Annotated in this window: 18 protein-coding genes and 2 pseudogenes; 7 read left to right on the forward strand and 13 right to left on the reverse strand. The window is 73.0% G+C overall.

Translation table 11 applies throughout. From position 1 onward, the window contains the following. Nucleotides 1-96: 96 nt before the first annotated feature. From ACFU7Z_RS11555 to ACFU7Z_RS11585, 7 genes and pseudogenes are all read right to left on the reverse strand, one after another. Nucleotides 97-1323, reverse strand: a complete 1227-nt coding sequence (locus ACFU7Z_RS11555) for a TIGR02679 family protein (RefSeq protein WP_380777395.1) — start codon at nt 1321-1323, stop codon at nt 97-99. Beyond that, entirely contained in the window at nt 1320-5405 is a 4086-nt protein-coding gene (locus ACFU7Z_RS11560; protein WP_380777396.1) for a TIGR02680 family protein, read from the reverse strand. Before ACFU7Z_RS11560 ends, ACFU7Z_RS11555 begins: the two co-directional genes overlap by 4 nt. Before the next feature lie 16 nt (nt 5406-5421). Beyond that, a complete protein-coding gene (locus tag ACFU7Z_RS11565; protein ID WP_049649843.1) occupies nt 5422-6636 on the reverse strand; it encodes a TIGR02678 family protein in 1215 nt (404 codons plus the stop codon). A 19-nt stretch (nt 6637-6655) separates the two neighbouring features. Then, nucleotides 6656-8170 (reverse strand): TIGR02677 family protein, encoded by a 1515-nt coding sequence (locus tag ACFU7Z_RS11570; RefSeq protein WP_380777397.1) that lies wholly within the window; start codon nt 8168-8170, stop codon nt 6656-6658. 209 nt (nt 8171-8379) lie between these two features. After that, a complete protein-coding gene (locus ACFU7Z_RS11575) occupies nt 8380-8829 on the reverse strand; it encodes a hypothetical protein (protein WP_259316984.1) in 450 nt (149 codons plus the stop codon). A 183-nt stretch (nt 8830-9012) separates the two neighbouring features. Continuing rightward, nucleotides 9013-9141, reverse strand: a pseudogene (locus tag ACFU7Z_RS11580) (family 1 glycosylhydrolase); the annotation flags it as partial. A 167-nt stretch (nt 9142-9308) separates the two neighbouring features. After that, entirely contained in the window at nt 9309-10358 is a 1050-nt protein-coding gene (locus ACFU7Z_RS11585; protein ID WP_380777398.1) for an amidohydrolase family protein, read from the reverse strand. Between the two features lie 254 nt (nt 10359-10612). On the opposite strand from ACFU7Z_RS11585, the gene ACFU7Z_RS11590 reads away from it, so the two are divergent. From ACFU7Z_RS11590 to ACFU7Z_RS11620, 7 genes and pseudogenes are all read left to right on the forward strand, one after another. After that, entirely contained in the window at nt 10613-12220 is a 1608-nt protein-coding gene (locus tag ACFU7Z_RS11590) for a bifunctional 3-(3-hydroxy-phenyl)propionate/3-hydroxycinnamic acid hydroxylase (RefSeq protein ID WP_380777399.1), read from the forward strand. 13 nt (nt 12221-12233) lie between these two features. Continuing rightward, complete coding sequence (locus tag ACFU7Z_RS11595) at nt 12234-13109, forward strand: alpha/beta fold hydrolase (RefSeq protein WP_380777400.1); 876 nt, start codon at nt 12234-12236, stop codon at nt 13107-13109. Next, entirely contained in the window at nt 13106-14116 is a 1011-nt protein-coding gene (locus ACFU7Z_RS11600; protein ID WP_380777401.1) for a VOC family protein, read from the forward strand. The genes ACFU7Z_RS11595 and ACFU7Z_RS11600 overlap by 4 nt, the downstream gene beginning before the upstream one ends. A 169-nt stretch (nt 14117-14285) precedes the next feature. After that, the gene (gene mhpD, locus ACFU7Z_RS11605) at nt 14286-15107 is read left to right on the forward strand and encodes a 2-keto-4-pentenoate hydratase (RefSeq protein WP_380777408.1); all 822 of its coding nucleotides are present in this window, start codon (nt 14286-14288) and stop codon (nt 15105-15107) included. After that, the gene (locus ACFU7Z_RS11610) at nt 15104-16051 is read left to right on the forward strand and encodes an acetaldehyde dehydrogenase (acetylating) (RefSeq protein WP_380777402.1); all 948 of its coding nucleotides are present in this window, start codon (nt 15104-15106) and stop codon (nt 16049-16051) included. Before mhpD ends, ACFU7Z_RS11610 begins: the two co-directional genes overlap by 4 nt. Continuing rightward, complete coding sequence (dmpG, locus tag ACFU7Z_RS11615) at nt 16048-17064, forward strand: 4-hydroxy-2-oxovalerate aldolase (protein ID WP_380777403.1); 1017 nt, start codon at nt 16048-16050, stop codon at nt 17062-17064. Before ACFU7Z_RS11610 ends, dmpG begins: the two co-directional genes overlap by 4 nt. Before the next feature lie 67 nt (nt 17065-17131). After that, a pseudogene (locus ACFU7Z_RS11620) lies at nt 17132-17551 on the forward strand (hypothetical protein); the annotation flags it as partial. A gap of 52 nt (nt 17552-17603) precedes the next feature. Here the strand turns inward: ACFU7Z_RS11620 and ACFU7Z_RS11625 are convergent. The 6 genes from ACFU7Z_RS11625 to ACFU7Z_RS11650 form a co-directional block, all read right to left on the reverse strand. Further along, on the reverse strand, nt 17604-18323 hold the full coding sequence (locus ACFU7Z_RS11625) for a DUF2993 domain-containing protein (protein ID WP_375875325.1): 720 nt from the start codon (nt 18321-18323) through the stop codon (nt 17604-17606). 66 nt (nt 18324-18389) lie between these two features. Further along, nucleotides 18390-18698, reverse strand: a complete 309-nt coding sequence (locus tag ACFU7Z_RS11630) for a hypothetical protein (RefSeq protein ID WP_380777404.1) — start codon at nt 18696-18698, stop codon at nt 18390-18392. A 96-nt stretch (nt 18699-18794) separates the two neighbouring features. After that, nucleotides 18795-20354, reverse strand: a complete 1560-nt coding sequence (locus ACFU7Z_RS11635; protein WP_380777405.1) for an MFS transporter — start codon at nt 20352-20354, stop codon at nt 18795-18797. Between the two features lie 300 nt (nt 20355-20654). After that, a complete protein-coding gene (locus tag ACFU7Z_RS11640) occupies nt 20655-21287 on the reverse strand; it encodes a TetR/AcrR family transcriptional regulator (RefSeq protein ID WP_049656129.1) in 633 nt (210 codons plus the stop codon). A 160-nt stretch (nt 21288-21447) separates the two neighbouring features. Continuing rightward, nucleotides 21448-22608 (reverse strand): amidohydrolase family protein, encoded by a 1161-nt coding sequence (locus ACFU7Z_RS11645; RefSeq protein WP_380777406.1) that lies wholly within the window; start codon nt 22606-22608, stop codon nt 21448-21450. 369 nt (nt 22609-22977) lie between these two features. Beyond that, entirely contained in the window at nt 22978-24321 is a 1344-nt protein-coding gene (locus tag ACFU7Z_RS11650; protein WP_380777407.1) for a GH1 family beta-glucosidase, read from the reverse strand. Nucleotides 24322-24419: the final 98 nt, after the last annotated feature.

Raw genomic sequence — 24419 nt, forward strand, 5'->3', positions numbered from 1 at the left:
CCCCGCCGGCCGGCGGGGAGCCCCGGCCCGCTCGACCGGCATGGACGAGGCCGAAGCGCCGGTGGTAGCCCTCGGCCCGTCGGACGGGCCGTCGTCCTATCCGTGCAGGTGCGCTGCCAAGTCGTCGAGGAGGAGATCGGCAACCACTTCCTCGACCACTGCGGTGCGCGACTCGGTCATGGAGTCGATGAGCGAGCGGTCCCACGGCGCCGGCGTCAAGCGACCCGGATCAGGGCCGAAGGGAACCCGCGGTGCGGCGGCCCGGTAGTCGTCGGCTGTCATCCGCCAGGGTGCGGCACCGGTTCTGGCCATGACGTGAGCGGCGATGCGGGTGCCCTCGCCGTCGAAGTCGCCGTGGTAGTGCAGGGACGCGCCGTCGTCGGCGAGTCGGCGCAGCAGGTGGATCACGGCGGTGTTGGGCCAGCCGGAGGTACAGACCAGCGGCGGGCAGTGCGAGCCGAAGCGGCGCAGGGCCAGAGCGAGCACGCTGGGGTTCTCGGTGATGTGCACGGGTCCTGCGGGACCGGTGAACTCACCGGGTGTGCGCAGTTGGGCGAGGGTGAGGCTGACGGGGTGGCCGGCTCCGGCGCAGATGCGGGAGATCATGGCAACCGGCCCTTCTCCCACGGGGCGGAGACCCGCGGCGAGCACGGCGGCGGACAGCTCGTCGTCGGCCACGCCGGCTCGGCTCCACAGCGCGCGTCGTCCCTCGGCGGCGTCTGGCACATCGGTGCCGTACAGCACCGCCAGCGCACGCAGGACGAGCGAGGACAGCCGGGTCCCGTCGTCGAGGGCGTGGGAGTCGCCGTCGAGGAGGCGGGCGGCGAGGACCGGTAGTGGCTCACCGTCGGCTGGGAGTGCGTGAAGGACGGTCAGCGCGGCGGTCAGCAGGCCCCGGGTCCGCTCGGGTGAGCCGTCGACGAGGCCGCCGGCCCGCAGGTGGCCGACCCAGTCCAGCAGGGCCGGCTGGACGGTGACCACCTCGTGGCCGGCCAACCACGCCCACAGGGCCTCGCGTTGGCCGGTCCTGTGGTGGCGCTCGGCGGCCCGGTCGTGGATCGGGCCGAGGATCGCGGTCACCACGTCCCGGACGGGTCGGCCGCAGGCGTCCAGCACGGCACTGTCGAGCCCGGCGAGGGGGATCGTCGGTTCGGCGCCGGGGAGCCGGTCGAGCCCGAGGAGGTCGGCCAGTGCCTCCCGGCCCGCCTCGTCGAGTGGTCCGGACCGTACCCGGCTGACGGGGCGACCGGTCGAGAGACGGCTGTGAACGGCCGACCACAGGGGTCGGAGCTCGGGGAGGTCGAGGGGGTGACGGTCCGTCATGCCGGTTCTTCCGTGTCGGCTTCGTCGGGCAGCAGGTCGGTGCCCGTCCAGGTGAAACGGGCACTGGTGACGGCGTCGTCGCCGTCACCTCCGGTGATCAACTGGTGGACGGCGATGCCGGAGAGCTCCCGGTAGGTGCACCATTCGTGGTCCGAGGTGAGCACCAGGTCGAGGTCGAGTGCCGCGAGGAGGCCGAAGACCTGCCCGCGGTTGACGGTGTCGACGCCGACGAAGACCTCGTCGAGCAGGATCAGCCGCGGAGACTCCGGCACCGCCTCGTAATGGGCGGCCACGGCGGCGAACAGCGGCAGGTGGAGGGCGATGGCCTTCTCGCCGCCCGAGAGCGCGCCGTGGAGCTTCTTGGTGAGCAGCTGCCACCCGGAGCCGTTGGCGCGGTCCAGTTTGACGACGAACTGGTGCCAGGCCGTGTAGTCGAGGACCTCGGCGAGCTGCTCCTCCCAGGTCGCCGCCGTGTTGCGGGTCTTCGCTTCCTCGATCCGGCCCCGGAAGAAGGCGTGGAGGGCCTCGCGGTCGGCTTCGGTGATCCGCGCCGGGTCCTTGAGCAGCAGCTCACGGGCCGTCCGGGTACCGGCTGGCAGGTCGGGGTGGATCTGCCACACCAGTCGGACGGCCACCCGCGAGGCAGTGCGGATCCCTTCGAGGTGGCCGTTCATCCGCTCGACGAGTTCACCGGCCTGACGGATCCGGGAGGCGAGGTGGCGGCGCGTGTCGCCGGTGAGGGTCCGGTCGAAGAGGCCGCGTTCGGCTGCGGTGATGTCGTCCTGACCGCGGTCACGCTCACCGGTGAGGATGACGAGGAGGCCGGTCGCGCCGACCCGGATGCCGTCGACGGTGGCGGTGAGGACCTGGACGTCCTCCTCCGCTTCGAGCTCGAGGTCGGCGCGGCTGCTGAGGCTCTGGCGGGCTCGGTGGACGGCCTCGGAGAGACGGTTCAGGGAGTCACCGAGGTTCCTGGTGCCGTGCGGCAGGTCGGGCCACGCGGCAGCGGTCTCGCGCGCCGCTTCGAGGGTGGCGCGGGTGCCGTCCGCGGAGGTGAGGACGAGCCCGAGGCCCGCGTCCTCGGGGAATCCGAGGACGCACAGGCGCCGGAAGCCATGGGCGGCCTCGTTCCGGGCCTCGACGGCCCTGTCGTGCAGGGCCTCGTCCTGGGCCGCGGTGGCGCCGAGCGCGCCGATGCGGCCTTCGAGCGCGAGAAGTGCCTGGGTGCCGGATTCGAGGTCGCGGCGAACGCGGTCGAGGGACTTCCGGAAGTCACTGATGCGGGCGGCCACTTCGCGGTAGTCCTCACCGACGGTGCTCTCGACCGCCCGGAGCGTGGAGCGGAGCCCACGGGCGGCGGCCTCGGCGGTCTCGGCCTCCGCCAGGCCCTCGGTCGCAGCCCCCCTCGATGCCTCGGCATGGCCGCGCGCGGAGTGCCAGGCCTGGTCGGCGGCTGTCCAGGCGAGATGGGCGTCGAGCCAGACGTCGGCCTGTTCGCGCAGCGCCTCGACGGCCGCGGCGGTCTTGTCCAGGGCGGCATGTTCGGTCGGCAGGGCATGCTCGGCGGAGGCGACGGCGAGAACGCGCAGCGCGTCCGCGACCGCCTTCTCCTGCCGCGCGAGCTGTTCGACGGCCTCCCGCACGGCGTCCTCCCGAGCGCCCACCTCGGACTCGGCCCGGTCCCAGCCGCCCTTGGCCTCCTCCACGTCCCGGTGGTGCGGCCGGGAGCGGAGGTCGGCTTCGAGGCGCTTCCGGCGGTCGGTGAGGGCGTGCAGCCGCGTCTCGTAGCCGACGACGGCGGTGTCGGCCTCGGCCAGTTCGGTGGTGAGTTCCGCGATCCGCCGCTGCCTCGCGCGTTCCCGGGCCGCGGCGCCGATGTGGCTGGACTCCTCCTTGGCCCAGGAGCCGACCGCCATCGCCAGCCGCCAGCTTCCGTCGGCGCCCACGACTGCCGGGTGGTCCGTCGTCAGTGCGGGGCCGTAGGCGACACCGGCGAGCAGCCGCCGCACCCGGGCGGGCGGCACCGGGCCGTCGGGTTCCGGAGCCAGGACGTCGAGCAGCGAGGGGCCGGGTGCGGGCGCGGCCGCTGCCGGATCGGCCAGGACGTCGTGCCCTGCGACGACGAGACCGCCGTCGGGGGTCATCCAGGCGTCGAGCAGCCCGGCCGCTTCGAGGGCCGCTTCGACGCCGGCCTGATCGGCGGGCGGAACGTCCGGCCGGAAGGCCAGCAGACGCCACAGTGGCGCCCCCGGCAGGACCGACCGGTCGGCCGTGCGAGTCCGTGGTGGAACCGGCGGGAGATCGGCCGCGGTCGCGATGCGTTCCAGTTCCCGGAGGACCCGGTCACGCCCGGCGCGGGCGTCGTCCCGGCCGGCGCGCGCGGTCGTCTCGTCGGCGGTGATGGAGCTCTCCGCCGCCCGGGCCGCGGCTTCGACCAGCACGAGGACATCAGTCTCGACGGCGGCACTGGACGCGAGTTCCTCGGCGTCGTCGATCGAGAGTTCCGCGCAGTCCTCCCTCGCCCAACGACGCAACAGGGCGGCGTGGGCGTCGACGGCGGCCTGGTAGGCGCGGGCGTTCCCCTCGCGCTTCGCGGTCGCCCCGGTCAGCCGTTCGCGCGCCGAGTCGAGGTGCTGCTCCGCCGTCGTCCGGCCCGCGAGGGACCGCTCGTGGCGCTCGACGGCGGCTCGGACGTCGGCGATCTGGTGGTGCCGCGAGACGACCGCGCCGCGCAGCAGACGGCGCGCCGTACGCCCCTGCTCCTCGTTCTCCCCCGACGGACCCGGTGCGGTGCCGAGCACCGTCTGCACCTCGGCGCAGACGGACTCCATGGCTGCTCGCCGCGCCGCGCCACGTGCCTCCTCGCGAGCGGCCCGGGTCTGTTCGGCCCGCTGTTCGGAACGCAGCCGCGCATCGTCGGCACGCCCCGCGTCCTCGTCGGCCGCCCGAACCTTCCGGTCGGCGGCGGTACGGGCCCGGGCGGCGGTCTGGTCGGCCTGCTCGCTCCTACGACGGAGCTGGTCGAGCTCCTCCCCCTGCCGGTAGACCTCGGAGTCGAGCAGCCCCTCGATGGCGCCCTCGATCTCCTGCCGCCCGTGTTCGAGTTCCTGTTGCGTCCGGTTGCTCTCGTCGCGCTCACGCACGGCTCCCGCGTGCGCCTCCCCGCTCTCCCTCGCGAGGCGGGCGAGGTTGTCCATCTCGGTCGTCGCGGAGATGAGACCGGCTGCTCCGGCACGCAGGACGCGCTGGGCGTAGCCGCGTTGCTGGTTCGCGACGGCGGTGGCCGCGGCCACCTCGTCGTCCAGTGTCTTCAGGTGTTCGCGCTGGCGGTCGAGGCGCTCGAAACCCTCGGCCAGTTCGGTGATCTCGCCCTGGCCGAGCGGGGGCAGCGCCCGCGAGAGCAGCGAGGACAGCAGCGACGGATCCAGGCGCTCCGAGAGCTTGGGGGTGCGGAGCTGGAGCAGCGCGGTGATCAGGGCGTCGAAGCGCTGCTCGCTCAGCCCGGGGAAGAGCGTGCTGCGGACCGTGTTGCGGTAGTCGGTGGGTGACCCGTGCAACTCGCCCCGGCCGTGCAGCGCTTCGGCCAGGGCGGCGCGGGTGAGCGGCTGGCCCGCGTCGTTGACCAGGGAGAGACCTCCGGGGCGGTCGATCCGCGCGCCGGTGGTGAAGTAGTCGACGGTGACACCGGGGGTGTGCACGCTGGCCTGGAGCCTGGCGCCGCAGGTGAACCACCCGGGATCGCCGTCACCGCGGACGAACTCCAGCCACACGTACCCGACGCGGGTCTTGCCCGTGGTGCCCTCCCCCATCAGGTTCCAGTGCATGGTGCGCTCGGAGCCGCCGAAGGTGGACAGCCGGTTGGGTCGCAGGCTCGCGTCGAACAGGAACGGCAGGAGCACCTCCAGCGCCTTCGACTTGCCGGTGCCGTTCTGCCCCCGCAGGAGCAGCCGGCCCTTGTGGAAGGTGAAGGTCTCGTCGTAGTAGCGCCAGACGTTGAGGATGCCCGCCCTGGCGGGCCGCCATCGCACGGCTGCGGCCGCCGTCGGGGGCACGGGGCTCTGCGGTGGCTGTGTCACGGTCATCGGAGGTCTTCCCTGGTCAGGTTGCGGGACCGTCGGTCACGGTGGTGCGGTACCGGAACGCCGCGGGCCGGGGAACGGTGCGGTCGCCGATCCGGCGGGCCAGGCCGAAGTCGTCGAGGACACGAAGGGCGTCGGCGGTGAGCCGCTGGGCGCCGTCCTCGGACTGGTAACCCTTCGCCCACCGCGGGAAGCGCCGCAGCAGCGTGTTCGCCTCGGCCTCGAGCTGTTCCGGTGTCAGCCCGTCCGGGGCGGCCGTCAGCGGTTCCAGCAGGAGCAGGGCGGCGACGCGGGCCGTCGCGGAGTCGTCCGGGAAGCGGCTGTCGGTGGCGATGGCCTCCGGGTCCACGAGCAGCAGGCCGTCGGCCCGTTCCTCCAGCACGAAGCCGCCCTGCTCGGCGGCGCGCTTGACGATCTGGCGCCCCGTCGGCGAGGCCAGGTAGGCCAGTTCGTCGGCGCCGAGTTCGTCGTGGTGCAGGACGGGATCGTCGAGGAGCCGCCGGAGCACCGAGTGCCGGAGCCGGAGGTTGCGCTGCGCGTCGGAGGCGTCGGCCCCGCCGTACCGGCTCTCGCGCACCGTGCCCCGCAGGAGTTCCTCGAAGCGCAGCGGCACGTCCTGCGCCGGAACGGCCAGCCGGGACGGGCCGACGGGCGCGGCGAGCAGGCGCATCAGGACGGTGGCGTCCACTCGGTAGAGGACCTTGGCCTTCGCCGAGTCGACGAAGCTCTCCGTGACGCCGTCCACGGTGAGGAGCGCGCCGTAGGCCTCCAACAGCTTGAGCACGTCCACGAACGCCATGCGCTCGGACCTGCTCGCCGTGTCGAAGGGCGGCAGTGCCTCGTCGGTGGCACAGGCGTGGACGACCCGGTCGGCGAGCAGGCCGACCGTCGTGACCGGGACCGGAAGCAGCTCGGCCGCGACGACGCACAGCAGCGTGTAACGGCGGCGGTCGAACGGGGCCTTGCCGGACCGCAGCCGACGGGCGGGGCGCGAGGCGTCGGGCACGGTCCGGATCTTGAGCAGACGCGCATACCCCAGGCGCGGCTCCACCACCAGCTGCCAGCCGCAGTTGTAGTCGAACCACTTCGTCAGCGGATCCTGACGGCGGCGGATCAGCTCGAAGGCGGGCGGGTCACCGCGCTCGGTGATCAGCGGCAGGCCGAGGAGCAGTCTGATGCCTCGGGCTATGTCCTGCCGCTCGGCCAGGACCAGCTGGTTGGCGAGGGTGCTCATGTGCCGCTCCTGGTGGTGTTCATGCGCTGTCCTCCCGGACGACCGCCCGCAGTGCGCTCGGGCTCCGGATCTCCACCAGGTAGTCGGGCCCTTCGAACCGGCCGTGGGAGGTCCGCAGGACGGCCCGTCCGCCCTCGGGAGAAGGCCGGAGCACGATCTCCACGCGGCCGTCCGAGGTGACCGCCCGACGTGCCCCGCCGGCGTCCGGTCGTACGGCCAGCGCCCGGCCGAGGAGGTCGAGCAGCCGCTCGAAGACGGTGTGGTCCAGCACGCGCAGGTCGGAGAGCCGCACCGGGCCGTCGGTTCCCAGAACGTCCCAGGCCGCTTCGAGTTCGGCCCGCTCCTTCCGGGCCCGCTCGGCCCGGGCCGCCTTGATGCCTCCGATGTCGCGCACCTTCCCGGTGCGGGTGAACCGCTCGGTGCGGCCGCTGGTGCGCAGCAGCGCCGAGACCTCCACCGGCGGAGCCTCGGCCCAGCTGCCCGAGGAGGGCACCAACTCCGGGTCGGGGTGGGCGAGATGGGCATGCCGGGCCGACCCCAGACCGAAGGCGGCCGACCAGAGGCGGTGCAGGTCGTCCTCGGTGGGCGCGGCGGCGAACCAGCGGGCCAGCTCCCGGAAGTCCTGGACGGCGCTGGAGGAGCGGCGCCGTGACTCGGTGATCCGGTCGAGAACCTGGAGGAGCGTCACGATCGCCCGCCGCGCCACGTCGTGCAGCTGCTCCACGCGGGGCCGTGCCCCGTCGGCCGGCCGGAACCAGGACCGGAGCCCCTCCCAGCGCGCCCGGCGCCGCTCCAGCCAGGCCGGCGCGGGATCGCCGTCGGCGACCGGCGGCAGCTCGGCGCCCCGCAGCGCCCGCGCGTGCAGCAGGCTCACTCCGCACCGCTCCACCCGCTCCACGGCGGAGGCGACCGCCTCTCCCCGCTGGTCGAGGTTGACGAGGAACTCCTGGAGATAGGCCACCGTCGCGGCCTTCACCTCGCGGAAGGTCGCCAGGTCCGCACCTTCGGCGCGCAGCAGGCGCTGCAACTCGCCGTTGAACGCCTTGGTGTTGGCCAGCAGCGCCTCCAGGTGGCCCTCCAGCTCCTGCAGCGTGGTGAAGACCCGACGGTCCGAGGACGCGGAGTCGCCCAGCAGGACGTACAGCTCGTCGAGCCGGTCCGTGATCGCCTCCAGCACCGCCGTCTGGAGCGCCCCCGTCGAGGCGAGGACGAACAGGGCGTGCTCGACCCCGGCGGACGCGGCCTCACCGCGCCGGGTCAGCGAGTACTGGAGGTTGCGGCGCTCGTACTCCTCGGCGGTGCGGTAGTTCTCCGCGTGGTTCTGGACGACGTCCAGCAGCTGCCACTCCCTGAGCTTGCGCAGCGCCTCCTGGAGGTCGTCGTCATGGATCGCGTCGAGCCAGCCCACCGTCCGCAGCCGGGTGCGGACCTCGTCCAGCCCGAGCGCGGTCTCCAGCCGCTCGTTGGCCGCTCCGAAGGCCTGAAGGATCGCACCGTAGAGTTCGGCCTTCTCCCCCGTCGTGAACCGGAACATCTCCGGCGGCACCCTGCGCAACCGCTGCCCTCCCCGTCTTCCGGGCACCACAGTACGCGGACGCGCCGACGCCCGACGACGCGGTTGTCGACCGGCCAGGTCGCGTGCGGCAGGTACAGCTGGTGCAGGTGCGCCCGGGCCTCCGGGGAGGCCTGTGTCCCGGCTCCGGCAACCGCCGGTGAGGTTTCACAGAGCTGAACGCGCTCGGATCAGTTCTCTTCCGTCCCCGCCATCCCGCTCACCTCCGCGATTCCCTCGACCGTCGCGCGGTCGCTCGCCCGCCGGCCCTCGGCGGCGTCAAGCCGGTCGCGCATGTCCCGCAGGCGGGCCGGATCGGAAGCGACCTCCGGCGGTACGAGCGACATGACCCCCTTGGCCCGCTCGCCGTCGCCGAGGTCGGCCACCACACCGTCGGCGCGGTCCTCGTGTCCGGGCACCAGGGCACCGAGCAGGCCGAGGAGAACGAGCAGTTCGCGCTGCACCGCGGATGTGAACAGCTCCCGTTCCTCTGCGTCCAGCTTCACCTCGATCCGCCCACCACCGAGCTCGGCATAGCCGCGCAGGAGATCCATCAGAAGCTTGAACTGCCGCTCGGGCATCAGGACCTGGAGCGACTCGATGTAGAGCTTCAGCCGCAGCGCCGGTAGTTCCGCGTCCATCCGGGCCCTCCCTGGTGCGTCAGTCGACCGGAATCCTCACCGATCGTAGTCACCCGATGGCACGGGTGGCGAGGACAGGTGACAGCGCGCGGAGGCGGGCGGAGTTCCCATGGCCGTCAAGGATCGGACGACACTCCCTTCCCCGTCGCGATCCTGACCCGCACCCCCTTGCCCAGGCCTTGACTAACGTCCGGATTTCGCATGGTGACCGGCGATCAGGTCGCGGTACCAGGTGTAGGAGGCCTTCGGGGTGCGCTGCTGGGTGGCGAAGTCGACGTGGACGAGGCCGAAGCCCTGGTGGTAGCCCTCGGCCCGTCGGACGGGGTGTCATTGTGGTCGCGACCCTCAGTCGGCCGACGAGGTTGCCGAACATTCCGTGCAGAGATTTCTTCCCGTCCGGGAGCGCTCGGCGAGGGTGCTGCGGGCACGGAGGAGACGCACGGACGCACCCGGCGCACGCCAGGTCCCACAACGCCGGATCAGTCCGTGCCGGGCTGAACGAGCTTGAACGCCAGGCGCGCTGCGGCGCGTTGGGCCGCTCGGCGGATGCGCACCGGGGCCGACGGCGCCGGCAGCGGTGCCGGGCGGGTGGTGGCCAGCCTGGGGAAGAGTGCTTCGGCGTTGGTGCGGTTGACGGCCGTGAGCGTGCCGGGGTCGACGCCCGTGTCGAGGCCGTTGGCGAAGTACTGCCCGGCGGGGGTGGGGGCGAAGGGCCAGTCGCTGCCGAACAGGACGTGTCCGGGGCGGGCGAAGGCGAGGAGGGTGGGCAGGGCGGCCGGGCTGGAGGACAGGGCGGTGTCGAAGTGGAAGGAGCGGAAGTCGTCCAGCACGTCGAGCGGGCTGCGTGCGGTGTCGTTGGCGAGGGTGACGGCCATCCGGTGCGAGGCGTAGGGGACGAAGCCGCCGGCGTGGCTGAGGATGAAGCGGATGTTCGGGTAGCGGCGCAGGATGCCGTTGCGGACCAGGAGGTAGGCGGCCCTGGTGGTGTCGAGCAGGAAGTCGGCGGCGAAGGCCGGGATGCCGCTGACCGGTGGGGCGGGCAGTTCCGCGGGGTGGACGAAGGCCACCGCGCCACGGTCGTCGAGTGCCTGCCACAGGACGTCCTGGCCGTCGGCCCCGAGGTAGGTGCCGTGGTTGTTGGCGAGCAGGGTGACGCCGTCGGCGCGTAGGTCGTCCAGCGCGCGTACCGCCTCGGCGGCGGAGGCTCCAGTGTCGGGCATGGGCAGGGTGGCGAAGAAGCCGAAGCGTCCGGGGTGGTCCGAGGCGAGGGACGCGCCGTGGTCGTTGAGGCGGCGGGCCAGGTCGGCCGCTTCGGAGGGGTCGTCGAGGAAGCCCGTCGCGGGCGTGGACACGGAGACGATCGCGGTGGCGGTCTCCAGCAGGTCCATCAGGTGCAGGGCCGACCGGGCGCTCCAGTCGGGCAGGGCCCGGCCTCCGGCGTCGGTGATGCCGGCCCTGGCGAGCTCGTCGCGGTAGAAGCCGGGCACCACGTGCTGGTGGACGTCGATGCGTTGTGCCGAAGGAGACATGCCGCGGCCTTTCGTGCGCTCTGTGGGGGCGGAGCGGGGTTGTCGTACCGGCCGCCGGCCGTACGGCGCCGGGCCGGGCGCGTGCCGCTCGCGGGTCGTCCGCGGCTCGGCCGCGGCGGGCGTCCCCTCCGGTGGTACGCGGTTCCGGTCACTTGACCCTCTCCGACGGCGAGCATACCGTAGCAGTCATTCCAATTGGAGTGAGCACTACAGCAACAGTTGCGCGGTGCGATCGACACGGTGAGGTGGGCCTGATGCGTCAGACCGGGGCTGGGACAGAGCCCGAGGACGGCTCCTACGACGTGGCCGTCATCGGCTACGGGCCCACGGGCGTGACCGCGGCGAACCTGCTGGGCGCCGCGGGGCTGCGCGTCGTGGTCCTGGAGCGGGACGCCGAGGTCTTCTCCCGCGCCCGGGCCATCTCCACGGACGAGGAGGTCGTGCGGATCTGGCAGCGGATAGGACTGGCCGAGCGCCTCAAGCAGGACATGCTGACCGAGCGGCCCGTGGACTTCGTCGACGCGGACGGCCGCCCCTTCATCCGTGCCCGCCCCACCCCGCGCGGGCACGGGCACCCGCCGCAGATGTTCATCTACCAGCCCGCGCTGGAGCAGGTGCTGCGCGACGGCGTCGACCGGTACCCGAACGTGGAGGTCCTGCTGCGCCACGAGTGCCTGCGCCTGAGCCAGGACGCCGACGGGGTGGAGCTGACGACCGTCGGCACAGCCGACGACTCCGTGCACCGGCTGCGCGCCTCCTACGTGATCGCGGCCGACGGCGGCTCCAGCCTCACCCGCGCCCAGCTGAACATCGGCTACGAGGGCCGGACGTACGAGGACCGCTGGGTCGTCATCGACACCGAGATGCTCAAGCCCTGGCCCGACCACGACAAGCTGCGCTTCCACTGCGACCCGGCGCGCCCGGCCGTCGACTGCCCGACCCCGCTGGGCCACCACCGCTACGAGTTCCCGCTCCTGCCCGGGGACGACGAGGAGCACCTGGTCACCGAGGACGCCGTGTACGGGCTGATCTCCCGGTACGGGATCGGCCGCGACAGCGTCAAGGTGCTGCGCGCGACCGTCTACAGCCACCACGTGCGCTTCGCCACGCGCTTCCGTGCGGGGAGGGTCTTCCTCGCCGGCGACGCCGCCCACGCCATGCCGCCGTGGATCGGCCAGGGCATGGCCGCGGGCGTGCGCGACGTGGCCAACCTCTGCTGGAAGCTCGACGCCGTCCTGCGCGGCGAACTGCCCGAGACGGTCCTCGACAGCTACGAGGCCGAACGCAAACCGCACGTCAAGGAGGTCACCCGGCGGGCGGTGCTCGTCGGCCGGACCATCACCGAGCGCCGCCGGCCGGTCACCAAGGTCCGCGACGGCGCCCTGCGCACCCTGGACCGCGTCCCGGGCTTCAGCAACTGGCTGCAGAGCGCGAACTGGATCCCCGTCGCCCGGTACGACGCCGGCCTGCAGGCCCGCTCCCGCGCCAGGGCGACCGGCCACCAGGTGCCCCAGCCGTGGGTGACCGGCCCCGACGGCAGCCGCGTGCGCCTCGACGACGCGCTCGGCGGCCGGTGGCACCTGCTGCACGCCCGGACCGCCGCCCCCCAACTCGCCTGGGACGTCCTGGGCGTGCCGTCCCTGACCGTCACGCCGCTGGGCTCCGCACCCGCGGAGGGCACCCTCGTCGACAGCGACGGCGTCCTGCTGCCCTGGATGGCCCGGCACGGCGCGGCCGCACTCGCTCTGCGCCCCGACGCCTACGTCTACGCGGCGGCCCCCGCGGGCGCCCCGCTCCCGCTGCCGCCCCGGGGCTTCGCCCCCACCACCGCTCCCCGCACGCACGCGTCCACCGCCCAGTGAGGACCCCGGCACCATGACGACGACACCGACCGGCCTGCCGACGATGCAGGAGACGACGTACGACATCGGCGGAAGGAAGGTCTTCGCCGCGGAGACCGGGGACGGCCCGCCGCTCCTGCTGCTGCACGGCGGCGGCCCGGGCGCCTCCGGCGTCTCCAACTACACCCGCAACATCGCCGCCCTGGCCCGGGACCACCGGGTCATCGTGCCCGACCTGCCCGGCTACGGCCGCAGCACCAAGGGCGTCGACGCCGGCGACCCCTTCGGCTTCCTCGCCGACCACGTCCGCGGCCTGCTCGACCGCCTCGGCCTCGAGAAGGCCCACCTGGTCGGCAACTCCTACGGCGGCGCCTGCGCCCTGCGCCTGGCCCTGGACACCCCCGACCGGGTCGACCGCATGGTCCTGATGGGCCCCGGCGGCATCGGCACCACCCGCGCCCTGCCCACCCCCGGCCTCAACAGCCTGCTGAACTACTACAGCGGCGAGGGACCCTCGCGGCCGAAGCTGGAGAAGTTCATCCGCAACCAGCTCGTCTTCAACGCCGCGGACGTCCCCGACTCCGTGATCGACGAGCGCTACCGGGCCAGCATCGACCCGGAGGTGATCGCCGCACCGCCCCTGCAGCGGCCCTCCGGACGCGACGCCCTGCGGACCCTGTGGAAGATGGACTTCACCCGCGACCCGCGCCTGTCCCGACTGCCCGTCCCGACCTTGGTGCTGTGGGGAGCCCGGGACAAGGTCAACCGGCCCTCCGGTGGCCCGATGCTCGCCGAGCGCATGCCGAACTGCGACCTGTACACGGTCGCCAACACGGGCCACTGGGTCCAGTTCGAACGCGCGGAACTCTTCAACCGGCTGTGCGCCGACTTCCTGGCAGGCCGACGATGAACACCGTACCGACCAGCGTCTTCGGGGCCGTCCACCTCGGCTACGTCGTCATCGAGACGAACCGCTTCGCCGACTGGCGCCGCTTCGGCACCGACGCCATCGGCATGCACCACGACAGCCTCTCCCCCGACCTGATGCGCTTCCGCCTCGACGGCCAGGAGTGCCGCTTCCTGCTCACCCGCGGGCCCGCCGAGGACGTCGTCGCCACCGGCTGGCACGTCGACGACCACGCAGCCTTCGAACGGATCGAAGCCCGCGTCCGCGCCCACGGCGTCCCCCTCACCCGGGGCTCAGACGAGGAGGCGGCCCTGCGCGGCGTCGAACGCCTGCTGCGCTTCCCCGGCCCCAAGGGCATCACCCAGGAGATCTACACCCACCCGAAGCGAGCGGCCGAACCGCTGCGCATGCTCGCCTCCGGCTTCGTCACCGGCGACTCCGGCCTGGGCCACGTCGCGCTGACCTCCACCAGGCCCGCGCAGATCCGGGGCTACTTCGACACCGTCTTCGACGCCCGCCTGACCGACTACATCGACGAGACCATCAGCGGCGTCAAACTCAAGATCCGCTTCCTGCGCGTCAACGAACGCCACCACTCCATCGCGATCGCCGCCGTCCGCGGCCTGCCCCTGGACCCGATCCGCACCCGGGTGCAGCACCTCAACATCCAGGCCGCCACCCTCGACGACGTCGCCCGCAGCTACCAGCGCGTCCACGAACTCGGCTTCGAGATGGCCCTGTCGGTGGGCCAGCACACCAACGACAAGGAACTGTCCTACTACGCCCGCACCCCCTCGGGCTTCGAGTGGGAGGTCGGCTGGAACCCGATCGTCATCGACGAGAGCACCTGGGAACCCACCACCCACCAGGGCATCAGCACCTGGGGCCACCTCCCCGTCGGCCAGACCGTCGTCGACAAGCTCGCCCAGTTCCGCGCCGGAGCCCGATCCCTGGCCCGCCCGGAGCTCACCGTGCCCGCCCTCAGCGGCACGGGCATCCCCGACGACTGACCTGGACGGTCACCGCACCGCCTGTGCGGTGACCGCCCCCGCCCGACCCGGTGTTCGCGGCGCACGCCCGCACCCGGTGGAGACCGGCGAACCGTCACCACTTCCCGCCACCCCGCAACCATCCCCGGAGGCCACCCTCGTGCTCGGCTCCGCACCACCCCACCGATCCCTGCCGGTTCCGACCCGGCCCGCCCGCGTCGCCGAGGCGGCCGCCCTCCTGGAAGAGGCCGCCCGCACCGGCGTCCCGTGCACCCCGGTGCGCCCGCTGCTGCCCGAGGCCGACATCGAGGCCGCCTATGCCGTGCAGCAGCTCCACGTCGAGCGCGCCCTCGCGGCGGGGCGACGGCTCGTGGGCCGCAAGGTCGGCCTGACCTCGCCCGCCGTACAGCGCCAACTCGGCGTCGACCGGCCTGACTTCGGCGCCCTGTTCGCCGACATGGCGGTACCCGAGGGACAGCCCGTCGCCCCCGGCCGACTGCTCCAGCCGAAGGTCGAGGCCGAGGTCGCCCTGGTCCTCGGCTCCGACCTGCCCCACCGCGACCCGACCGTCGCCGACCTGCTGCGCGCCACGGCGTTCGCGCTGCCCGCGCTGGAGATCGTCGACAGCCGCATCGCCGACTGGGACATCACCATCGTCGACACCGTCGCCGACAACGCCTCCTGCGGCCTGTACGTCCTGGGCGGCACCCCGGTGCCGCTGGACCGGGTCGACCTGCGGGCCGTGACCATGACGCTCACCCGGAACGGCGAACAGGTCTCCCGGGGCACCGGGGCCGACTGCCTGGGCAGCCCGCTCACCGCCGCCCTCTGGCTCGCCTCCACCCTCGCCGGGCTCGGCGACCCGCTGCGGGCCGGCGACCTCGTCCTGACCGGCGCGCTCGGCCCGATGGCCGCCGCCGCCGCGGGCGACGAGTTCACCGCCGTCATCGAAGGGCTGGGCACGGTCACGACCGCGTTCGCACCCGCCACCGAGGAAGGAGCCCTCGCATGACCACGAAGGTCGCCGTCATCGGGTCCGGCAACATCGGCACCGACCTGATGATCAAGATCCTGCGGCTCTCCGAAACCTTGGAGATCGCCGCGATGGCCGGGATCGACCCCGACTCCGACGGCCTGGCCCGCGCCCGCCGCCTGAAGGTCGCCACCACCCACGAGGGCGTGGACGGCCTGGTGGGACTGGACGAGTTCGCGGACGTGCAGATCGTCTTCGACGCCACCTCCGCCGGCGCGCACCGCCGCCACGACGAGGTGCTGCGCTCGCTGGGGCGCACCGTCGTCGACCTGACGCCCGCGGCGCTCGGCCCGTACGTCGTCCCGCCGGTCAACGGCGACGCCCACCTCAACGCCCCCAACGTCAACATGGTCACCTGCGGCGGCCAGGCCACCATCCCGGTCGTGGCCGCGGTCTCGGCCGTGACCCCCGTCCACTACGGCGAGATCGTCGCCTCGATCTCCTCGCGCTCCGCGGGCCCCGGCACCCGGGCCAACATCGACGAGTTCACCGAGACCACCTCCTCGGCGATCGAGAAGGTGGGCGGCGCCTCCCGCGGCAAGGCGATCATCGTCCTGAACCCGGCCGAGCCGCCGCTGATCATGCGCGACACCGTGTACTGCCTGGTCGGCGGCTGCGACGACGCCGCGGTGACCGAATCGGTCGAGCGGATGGTCGCCCGGGTGCAGGCGTACGTCCCCGGCTACCGCCTCAAGCAGAAGGTGCAGTTCGACCGCGTCGCCGCGGACGACCCGCTCCGCTCCCTGCTGCCCGCGCCCTCCCGCACCGGCGGTGCCGCGAAGGTGTCGGTGTTCCTGGAGGTCGAGGGGGCCGCCCACTACCTGCCCGCCTACGCCGGCAACCTCGACATCATGACCTCGGCCGCCCTGCGCACCGCCGAACGCATGGCCGCCCACCGCGCCCCGGAGGTGGCGACGCGATGACTTCCCTGTACATCCAGGACGTGACCCTGCGCGACGGCATGCACGCCGTGCGCCACCGCTACACCGTCGACCAGGCCCGCACCATCGCTGGCGCCCTCGACGCGGCCGGCGTGGCCGCGATCGAGATCGCCCACGGCGACGGCCTGTCCGGCTCCAGCATCACCTACGGCGTCGGCGCCCACACCGACTGGGAGTGGATCGCCGCCGTCTGCGACAGCGTCCACCAGGCGGTGCCCACCACCCTGCTGCTGCCCGGCATCGGCACCCTGCACGACCTGCGGCAGGCGCACGCCCTCGGCATCCGCTCGGTGCGCGTCGCCACCCACTGCACCGAGGCCGACATCTCCGCCCAGCACATCGACGCCGCCCGCGGCCTGGGCATGGACGTGGCCGGTTTCCTGATGATGTCCCACCTGGCCGAGCCCGCCGAACTCGCCCGGCAGGCCAGGCTGATGGAGTCCTACGGCGCCCAGTGCGTCTACGTCACCGACTCCGGCGGACGCCTCACCATGGACGGCGTGCGCGACCGCCTGCGCGCCTACCGCGACGTCCTGTCCCCCGACACCGAACTCGGCATCCACGCCCACCACAACCTGGGCCTGGGCGTCGCCAACTCCGTCGTGGCCGTGGAGAACGGCGTCACCCGCGTCGACGCCTCCCTCGCCGGCCAGGGAGCGGGCGCCGGCAACTGCCCTCTGGAGGCGTTCGTGGCGGTCGCCGACCTGATGGGCTGGGAGCACGGCTGCGACCTGTTCCCGCTGATGGACGCCGCCGACGACGTGGTCCGCCCGCTGCAGGACCGCGAGGTCCGCGTCGACCGCGAGACCCTCACCCTCGGCTACGCGGGCGTGTACTCCAGCTTCCTGCGCCATGCCGAGACCGCCGCCCGCCGCTACGGCCTGGACACCCGCGCGATCCTGGTCGAGGTCGGGCGGCGCAAGATGGTGGGCGGCCAGGAAGACATGATCACGGACATCGCCCTCGACCTCGCGACGGCCCGCTCCGCCGACTGACCGAACAGCCCTCGCACGCCCCGGGCCGACGGACGCCGCGACGCGGGACGTCGAGGACCCGGCGGAACGCTTCGCCGCCGGCATCCGGCCGACCCTGGTGCCGGCGGCCTCCCTCCCCGAGGTCACCGGTGCCCTGAGGCTGCGCGGCATGCAGCACATCCGCACGGCCGACGGGCTCGGGCCCCTGCCCCTGCCCCTGCCCCTGCCCCTGCCCCTGCGCGATCTCGAACCCGGGCGCGCAGCGGGCCGGTTCCGGACCGAGGCCCCCGTGGTGCCCCTCGGCGCGATCGGAGGGGCCGTCCTCGGCCTGTTGCGGTCGCGGTTGCGGTTGCGGTTGCGGTTGCCCATGGTGAAGCGGCTCGACGACGGCGACGGGACCGCGGATGTCCGAGCTGCTGGTGCTCACGCCGGGTCTGTCGGACGAGGACGCCCACGAGGTGGCCAGCCGTCCCTGCCACCCTGGCCCCGGAGCGGCGGGGTCCGCTGACGGGCGCGGCCGAACCGCCGGCCGACCGGGTCGTGGCCGTCGGGTCCGGGTCCTAGGCGGTGCGGGACCGCAGCTCGACACCGTGCCCGGACATGCGGGCGACGATGCCGTGGTCGGTGACGGCCACGGACCGGAGCGCGAGCCCCTCGGGCAGGTCGTCGAGCGGGGTCCGGCGCTCCAAGGCCCTCGCCAGCAGGGTTCGTGCGGCCGGGGAAACGTTCTCGGGGAGCCGGACGTCGTCGAGTCCGACGGCGTCCGGAGCGGCGACGCCGACATGGGCGGAGGCGGTGACCTGCCCGAACAGCGGCAGCCGGGCGGTCGCTGCCACCCGGTCGTCACCCTCGCCCCGGCCGATGGCGACCCCGTAGAAGGCCGAGAGCTCGTCGTACGCGACGGTCGCCGTGACCTCCGCCTCGTCGGCCCGCTCCCCGCCGTCCCGTTCCCGGTGCACTCCTCGCAGGTGGACGGCAACGTCCTCGACGGTCAGGACGCGGCCGTCCAGGTCGGCCGGCACGCGTGCGGCGTCGATGTCCGCCTCGGTGACCACTCCCCGGGCCAACTGCAGAGACACGGGGAAACCGTGCACGCGCACCTCGGGAGCGGCTGCGAGGCCGAGGTTCCGACGAGCCGAGTCGGCGATGCGCTCCTGGGTGTACTGCGTGGCCAGTACCTCGCCGCCGCCGGCGGCGGCGAGCAGCGTCAGGGCCACCGCGATCCACCCGTTGCGGCGGCGCTTGAGGCGCGGCGCCCGGCCGTTGACCGGTTCGTGCATGTTCTCTCTCCTCTGCGGAAATGGCCTGGTCCGACCGCGGTGTCGGACAGCGGCGGTATTGGTTCGTCAGTGACGGACCGGCGACGGGGGGGAGCACCGGGCCGGGACCGGTGCTCGTGCGCGGTGCCGAGGGGCTGGGTCCGCTGCCCGTCGGGGTGCGCGGGGAAGGGCGGCGCGGACCTCGCGCTGGAAGCGGCTCCGGGCGGCGTCGTCGAGGGCGAGCCGCGGGTGCATCGGCTTCACGGCGACCGTACGGTGCGGGAGCAGGTCGTCGGCCGACCGGACCTCGCCCGCGCCGCCGCGGCCGATCACCCCGCGCAACGCGTACCCGCCGCCGGTCAGGCCGGCCCACTCGTCGTAGGGGATGTACTGCATGGCGGCGTCTGCGGTCCTACTGTTGATCGGGTCAGCTGCCGAACGGACGGTCACATCTTTCGACGGACCGTCACCGCCGGTGCGGGAGGGGCGGGTTCAGTCCGACGTCGGCGGTGTTCTCGGCGCGCGGAACAGGCAGCCGACGGCTGCGGCCAGGACGATGGCACCGACCGCGACGAGCGAGGCCGACAGTCCGTCCATGAAGGCGGCCTTGACGCCGTCCGCCAGGGCCGCTCCCCCGACGCCGAGCCGATCGGCGACGTGCAGGCCCGCGGCGGCGGAGTCGCGCGCGGCCGAGGCCGCCTCGGCGGGCAGCTGGTCGAGGGAAGCGGGGAGGCTGGATCGGTAGTGGCTGCCGTAGATCGAGCCCATGAGGGCGATGCCGACGGCCGAGCCGACCTCGCGGGTGGTGTCGTTCATCGCGGAGGCGACGCCCTGCCGGCCGCGGCCGAGCGAGCCGGTGATGGCGGAGGTGCCCACGGCCCCGGACAGGCCGATGCCGAAGCCCGCCAGGACGAGCCCGCCGAGGAAGGGCAGGTAGCCGGAGTCGACGTCGATCCGGGAGATGACGAACAGGCCGGCGCTCAGCAGGGCCAGGCCGGCGGCCATGGTGACCTTCATCCCCACCCGTCGCACCAGGCGGGGGGTGAGCTGCGAAGTGGGCAGGACGACCACGGCGACGGGGACGAGGGCGACGGCGGCCTTGAGCGGGCTGTAGCCGAGGATGAGCTGCAGGTATTGCAGGCCGACGAAGAAGAACCCGAAGACGGCCATGAACTGTACGAGGACGGTGATCGCGCCGGCCCGGAAGCCGCGGATACCGAACAGGGCGGGGTCGAGGAGCGGGTGCTCGTTGCGCAGGCCGAGCCAGGCGTACGCGGTGAAGGCCAGAACCGTGACGACGAGTGCGGAGACGGCCGGGGGCTGCGTCCAGCCCTGCTCGTTGCCCTCGATGATGGCGAAGACCAGGGTGCCGATCCCGAGCGCGGTGCAGACGGCCCCGGGCACGTCGGGCGGCTCGGGGTGCGGGTCCTTGGTGTCGGGCGCCAGGAGGATCCCCGCCAGCGCGGCGACCAGGGCGACCGCGGCGCCGGTGACGAAGATCGACCGCCAGGAGTACCACTCCAGCAGCGTCCCCGCGGCGAGCATGCCGAGGATGGCGCCGGCCGCCGCGAATCCCGACCAGGTAGCCACGCCCTTGGCCCGCTGCTCGGGCGGGAAGGCGGCCGTGATGGTGGACAGCGTGCCCGGCATGATCATCGCGGCGCCGATCCCCATGACGACCCGCCAGACAATGAGCGTGGTGGTGGAGTCGGCGAAGGAAGCGGCCAGGGAGGCGGCACCGAAGACCACGGTGCCCGCGACGAGGACGTTGCGGCGCCCGAGCCGGTCGCCGATCGCGCCGAGGGGCAGCACGAGCGCGGCCAGGGCGACGGTGTAGGCGTCGGCGATCCAGGTCAGCGAACTGTTGGTGGCCGACAGGTCGAGCGCCAGGTCCGGCAGTGCGAGGTTGAGGGCGGAGACGGAGGCCACGACGAGGACCAGGGCCAGGCACATGGCGGCGAGTACGCCGTTGTGTCCGGCCCGGCCGGCCGCGACGGCGCCGAGGCTCTCCCCCGCCCGGTCGTCGGTCTGGTGTTGAGGGATGGTGGACATGGGGAACCTGTCTCGGTCGATGCTGTGCTGAGAGGGCCCGAGGGGCGGACGCGCCGCGGGTGCACCGGGCCGCACGGAACGGACGCACCGCGATCGGGCGGGCGCCTCACAGCGGCAGGGTCGGGAGGCGACGCTCGGGCGGGGACGCGCGCTTCGGTGTCGGAGCGGCCGACGGCCCCGGACGCGTACGGGGTGGCACCGGGCGGGTCCGGGCCGGCGGCACGGCCCTGCCCGGTTCCGGCCGGGTCGGCGGCCGGGCGGCGCGGGGAGCCGGCCGCGGAGTCGCGCGACCGGCCGGGCTCACTCCTCCTTCTCCGCCGCCATGCGTGTAGCCGCCTCGTAGACGAGCCGGGCGTGCAGTTCGAACATCGCGACCAGGTCGACGCCGTCCCCGTTGATCTCGCGCTGGACGAACAGTCCGTCGGCACCGGCGACGGCATAGGTCGTGAGCAGGCGGACAGAGTCCTCGTCGAGGTCCGGGACGAGCTCCCGGGCCATCTCGGCGATCTTCGCGCCCGCGATCTCACGGACCTGGAGGAACACCGTCCGGCCCCGGGGCTCCGTGGGGCGCCGCTCCAGCGCGAGCATCAGCCCGAACCGGAGGAAGTCGGGAGCGTCGATCAGCGACTTCGCCACGCTCACCGCCATGGCGGTGACCCGCTCCAACGGAGTGCCCGCTTCCTCGCCCGGCAGCTCGACGGCAGCCAGCCAGGTCGCGAAGCTGCGTTCGATCACCGCGGCGATCAGGTCGTCCTTGTCCTTGAAGTGCCAGTAGATCGAGCTGGCGGGCAGCCCGCACTTGGTGCTGACGGCCGCGATCGAGGTGCCCTCGTAGCCGCGCTCGCCCGCGATCTCCACGGCGGCGTCCAGGATGCGCTGGCGCGACTCCACCCCGTTCGCGCGCTTCTTGCGGGTCGTCTGCGGCCCGGCCATGGCGGGTGCCTCCTCGTGTTCGGGTGCGTTCGACTGTCGTCGACGGCGATCCTACTGCAGCGTTCACTCCAATTGGAGCGATCACTACAGCAAGTGTGCCACAGTGCGCTCGCCGGCGCGCTCCGCCTGCCGGATCGGCCGAGCGCGTCCGGCTCGGGGGTCAGCCCGTACGGGCCCCGAGCCGGGCGGCCAGCGCCGGGAACTGGGCCAGCGCATTGCCCCGCTCGACAGCCAGGCGCTCGTCGGGACCGAACGTCTCGTCCAGTTGGGGCGCGGGATCTCCGGCCCCCAGGAACAAGGGACTGCTGAACGGCCAGTCGGTGGCGAACAGGATGTGCTCGGCGCCGGCCAGCTCCCGCACCGACTTCATCGCCTGGGGCGCCGGCGAGAGGGCCGTGTCGTAGAAGAGGCCGCGGAACTGCGCACTGCTGTCCGCCGACCCGGAGGCGCCGAACCGCTGGGCGAGCTCGGGGGTCAGCGTCAACAGGCTCGCACGGTAGGAGATGTAGGGCAGCGTGCCGCCGGCGTGGGCGGCCAGCCAGCGGATGCGCGCGTGCCGCTCATACACCCCCTTGTAGAGCATGTTGACCAGCGCTCGCGTGGTGTCGAACGTGAACTCGTAGAGGAAGGGCGGCAGCCCCAGGTCGGGATAGGCCGAGGGGGTCACCGGGTGGACGAACACCATGGCCCGCAGGTCGTCGAGTTCGCGCAGCAACGGCTCGAAGACGGGATCGCCCAGGTAGGTCCCGCCGTAACTGCTGAACAGGCCCACGCCGTCCAACCCGAGTTCACGCACCGCCCTCCGGGCTTCCACCACCGCGTCGCCCACGTCCATCGCGGTCACCCTGCGGCCCAACGGCAGGACCGCGAAGCCGCCGAAGCGCCCCTGGCGGTAGGTGGATCCGCAGACGAGCTCACGGCTCATGTAGGTGTTCAGGCGCCGCGCCATGGCCAACCGGTCGGCGGCGGCATCCAGATAGGTGACCCCCGGCTCGGAGACGGAGACCACCTGCGCCTCGATGCCGTAGCGGTTCATGAAGTCGACCGCGAGGGCCGGGCTCCACACCGGGACCGGCACTCCGCCGATCTCGACGACGCCGTGCGCGGCGAGGGACTGCCGGTAGAAGTCCGGGAGCAGGTGGCAGTGCACGTCGATGCGGCCCCGGCCGCGCGTCACGGGCGACCGCGGCGCCGGGTCGGGCGATGCCGCGCGGGCCGGCGTCGGATCGAGCGCCGCGGTGGCGACGGCGAGCGGCAGGGCGGCCTTGAGGAGCCTTCGGCGCCCCGGACTTGGGGCACTCTCGGTTTCGGTGTCGGTCATTACGCGCACCTCCTGTGGGCAACGGGACGCAGCATGAACCGTTGGCGGGTCGTCATCGGCACCAAGCAGGCATGCCGGACCGGCGGGTCTGCGTCGCCACGGACGCACCCGTTCATGTAGCGGTCACTACAGACTCATGTAGTGACCGCTACGGTAAGAGGGGCGAAGGTCGGAGTCAATGGGCAGGGCGCGGCGAGATCCGGTCCAGGGGACCATGCAGGGCGCACCGCCCACCGCCGCTCTCCCCGGATCCCGGTGCGGGCCGCCACACCGCCCTGCGGGCAGCTCACTTCAGCCGACAGGTCTTCGACGACCTGCCACTGCGACACGAGCGCCCAGGTACGTAGAGCCCACCAGGCGCGGCCGCTGCTACCGATCCGCCGGCTTCGCCCGGTGAGCGGCGATCAGGTCGCGGTACCAGGCGTAGGAGGCCTTCGGGGTGCGCCGCTGGGTGGTGAAGTCGACGTGGACGAGGCCGAAGCGCTGGTGGTAGCCCTCGGCCCATTCGAAGTTGTCGAGGAGGGACCAGGTGTAGTAGCCGCGGATGTCGATGCCTTCGGCGGTGGCCTGGGCGAGGGCGTCGAGGTGGGCGGACATGAAGTCGATGCGGGGCTGGTCGGGGGTGGTGGACTCCTCGACGGAGCAGCCGTTCTCGGTGATGGTGAGGGGTGGGAGGGCCTTGCCGTACGACTCGCGGAGGTTGAGGAGGAGTTGGCGGAGGGCGTCGGGGACGACGGGCCAGCCGAAGGCGGTGTGGGGGACGTCGGGGATGTCGACGAGGTCGAAGGGCAGACCCGGTTCGGTGGGGGCGGCGACGCGGGTGGGGTTGTAGAAGTTGAGGCCGAGGCCGTCGAGGCCGGGGGTGTGGATGAGGTCGAGGTCGCCGGGGTGGACAGCGCCGAAGATGTCGTCGGGGACGCCGAGGGCGGTGAGGTCGGGGTAGCGGCCGAGGAGGACGGGGTCGGTGAACAGGCGGTTGTGGAGGGCGTCGTAGGCCTCGGCGGCGGCGAGGTCGGCGGGTGAGGGGGTGGCCGGCTCGACGGGGGTGAGGTTGTTGGAGAGCATCGCCTCCAGGCCGCGGTCGTGGAGGACGGTGGCGGCCAGGCCGTGGGCGAGGAGCTGGTGGTGGGCGGCGGGGAGGGCCTCGAACATCAGGGTGCGGCCGGGGGCGTGGGTGCCCAGGGCGTAGCCGAAGACGGTGTGGACGAAGGGCTCGTTGAGGGTGATCCAGGCGGGGACGCGGTCGCCGAGGCGGTCGGCGACGATCCCCGCGTACTCGGCGAAGCGGTACGCGGTGTCGCGGTTCAGCCAGCCGCCGTGGTCTTCGAGGCCCTGCGGGAGGTCCCAGTGGAAGAGGGTGGGCAGCGGGGTGATGCCGGCTTCGAGGAGGGCGTCGACGAGGCGGTCGTAGAAGGCGAGGCCGGCGGCGTTCACGGCGCCCGCGCCGGTGGGCTGGACGCGGGACCAGGCGACGGAGAAGCGGTAGCCGTCGAGTCCGAGGCCCTTCATCAGGGCGATGTCCTCGGGGTACCGGTGGTAGTGGTCGCAGGCCACCGCGCCGGTGTGGCCGTCGCGGACGGCGCCGGGGCGGGCGGCGAAGGTGTCCCAGACGGAGGGCCCGCGGCCGTCCTCGTTCACCGCCCCCTCGATCTGGTAGGCGGCGGTGGCAGCACCCCAGCGGAACCCCGCCGGCAGGTCGAAGCGGTCCGGCATGACAGCCTCCTGACGGAAACATGAGGGGAAGTCATGTTACCGGCGCGGCGCCGAAACACCAGAGCGGGACGACGGAAGGGACCGGAGCCCCGCAGAGG

Origin of the sequence: Kitasatospora sp. NPDC057518 (assembly GCF_042802075.1) — a bacterium.
Taxonomy (GTDB): domain Bacteria; phylum Actinomycetota; class Actinomycetes; order Streptomycetales; family Streptomycetaceae; genus Kitasatospora.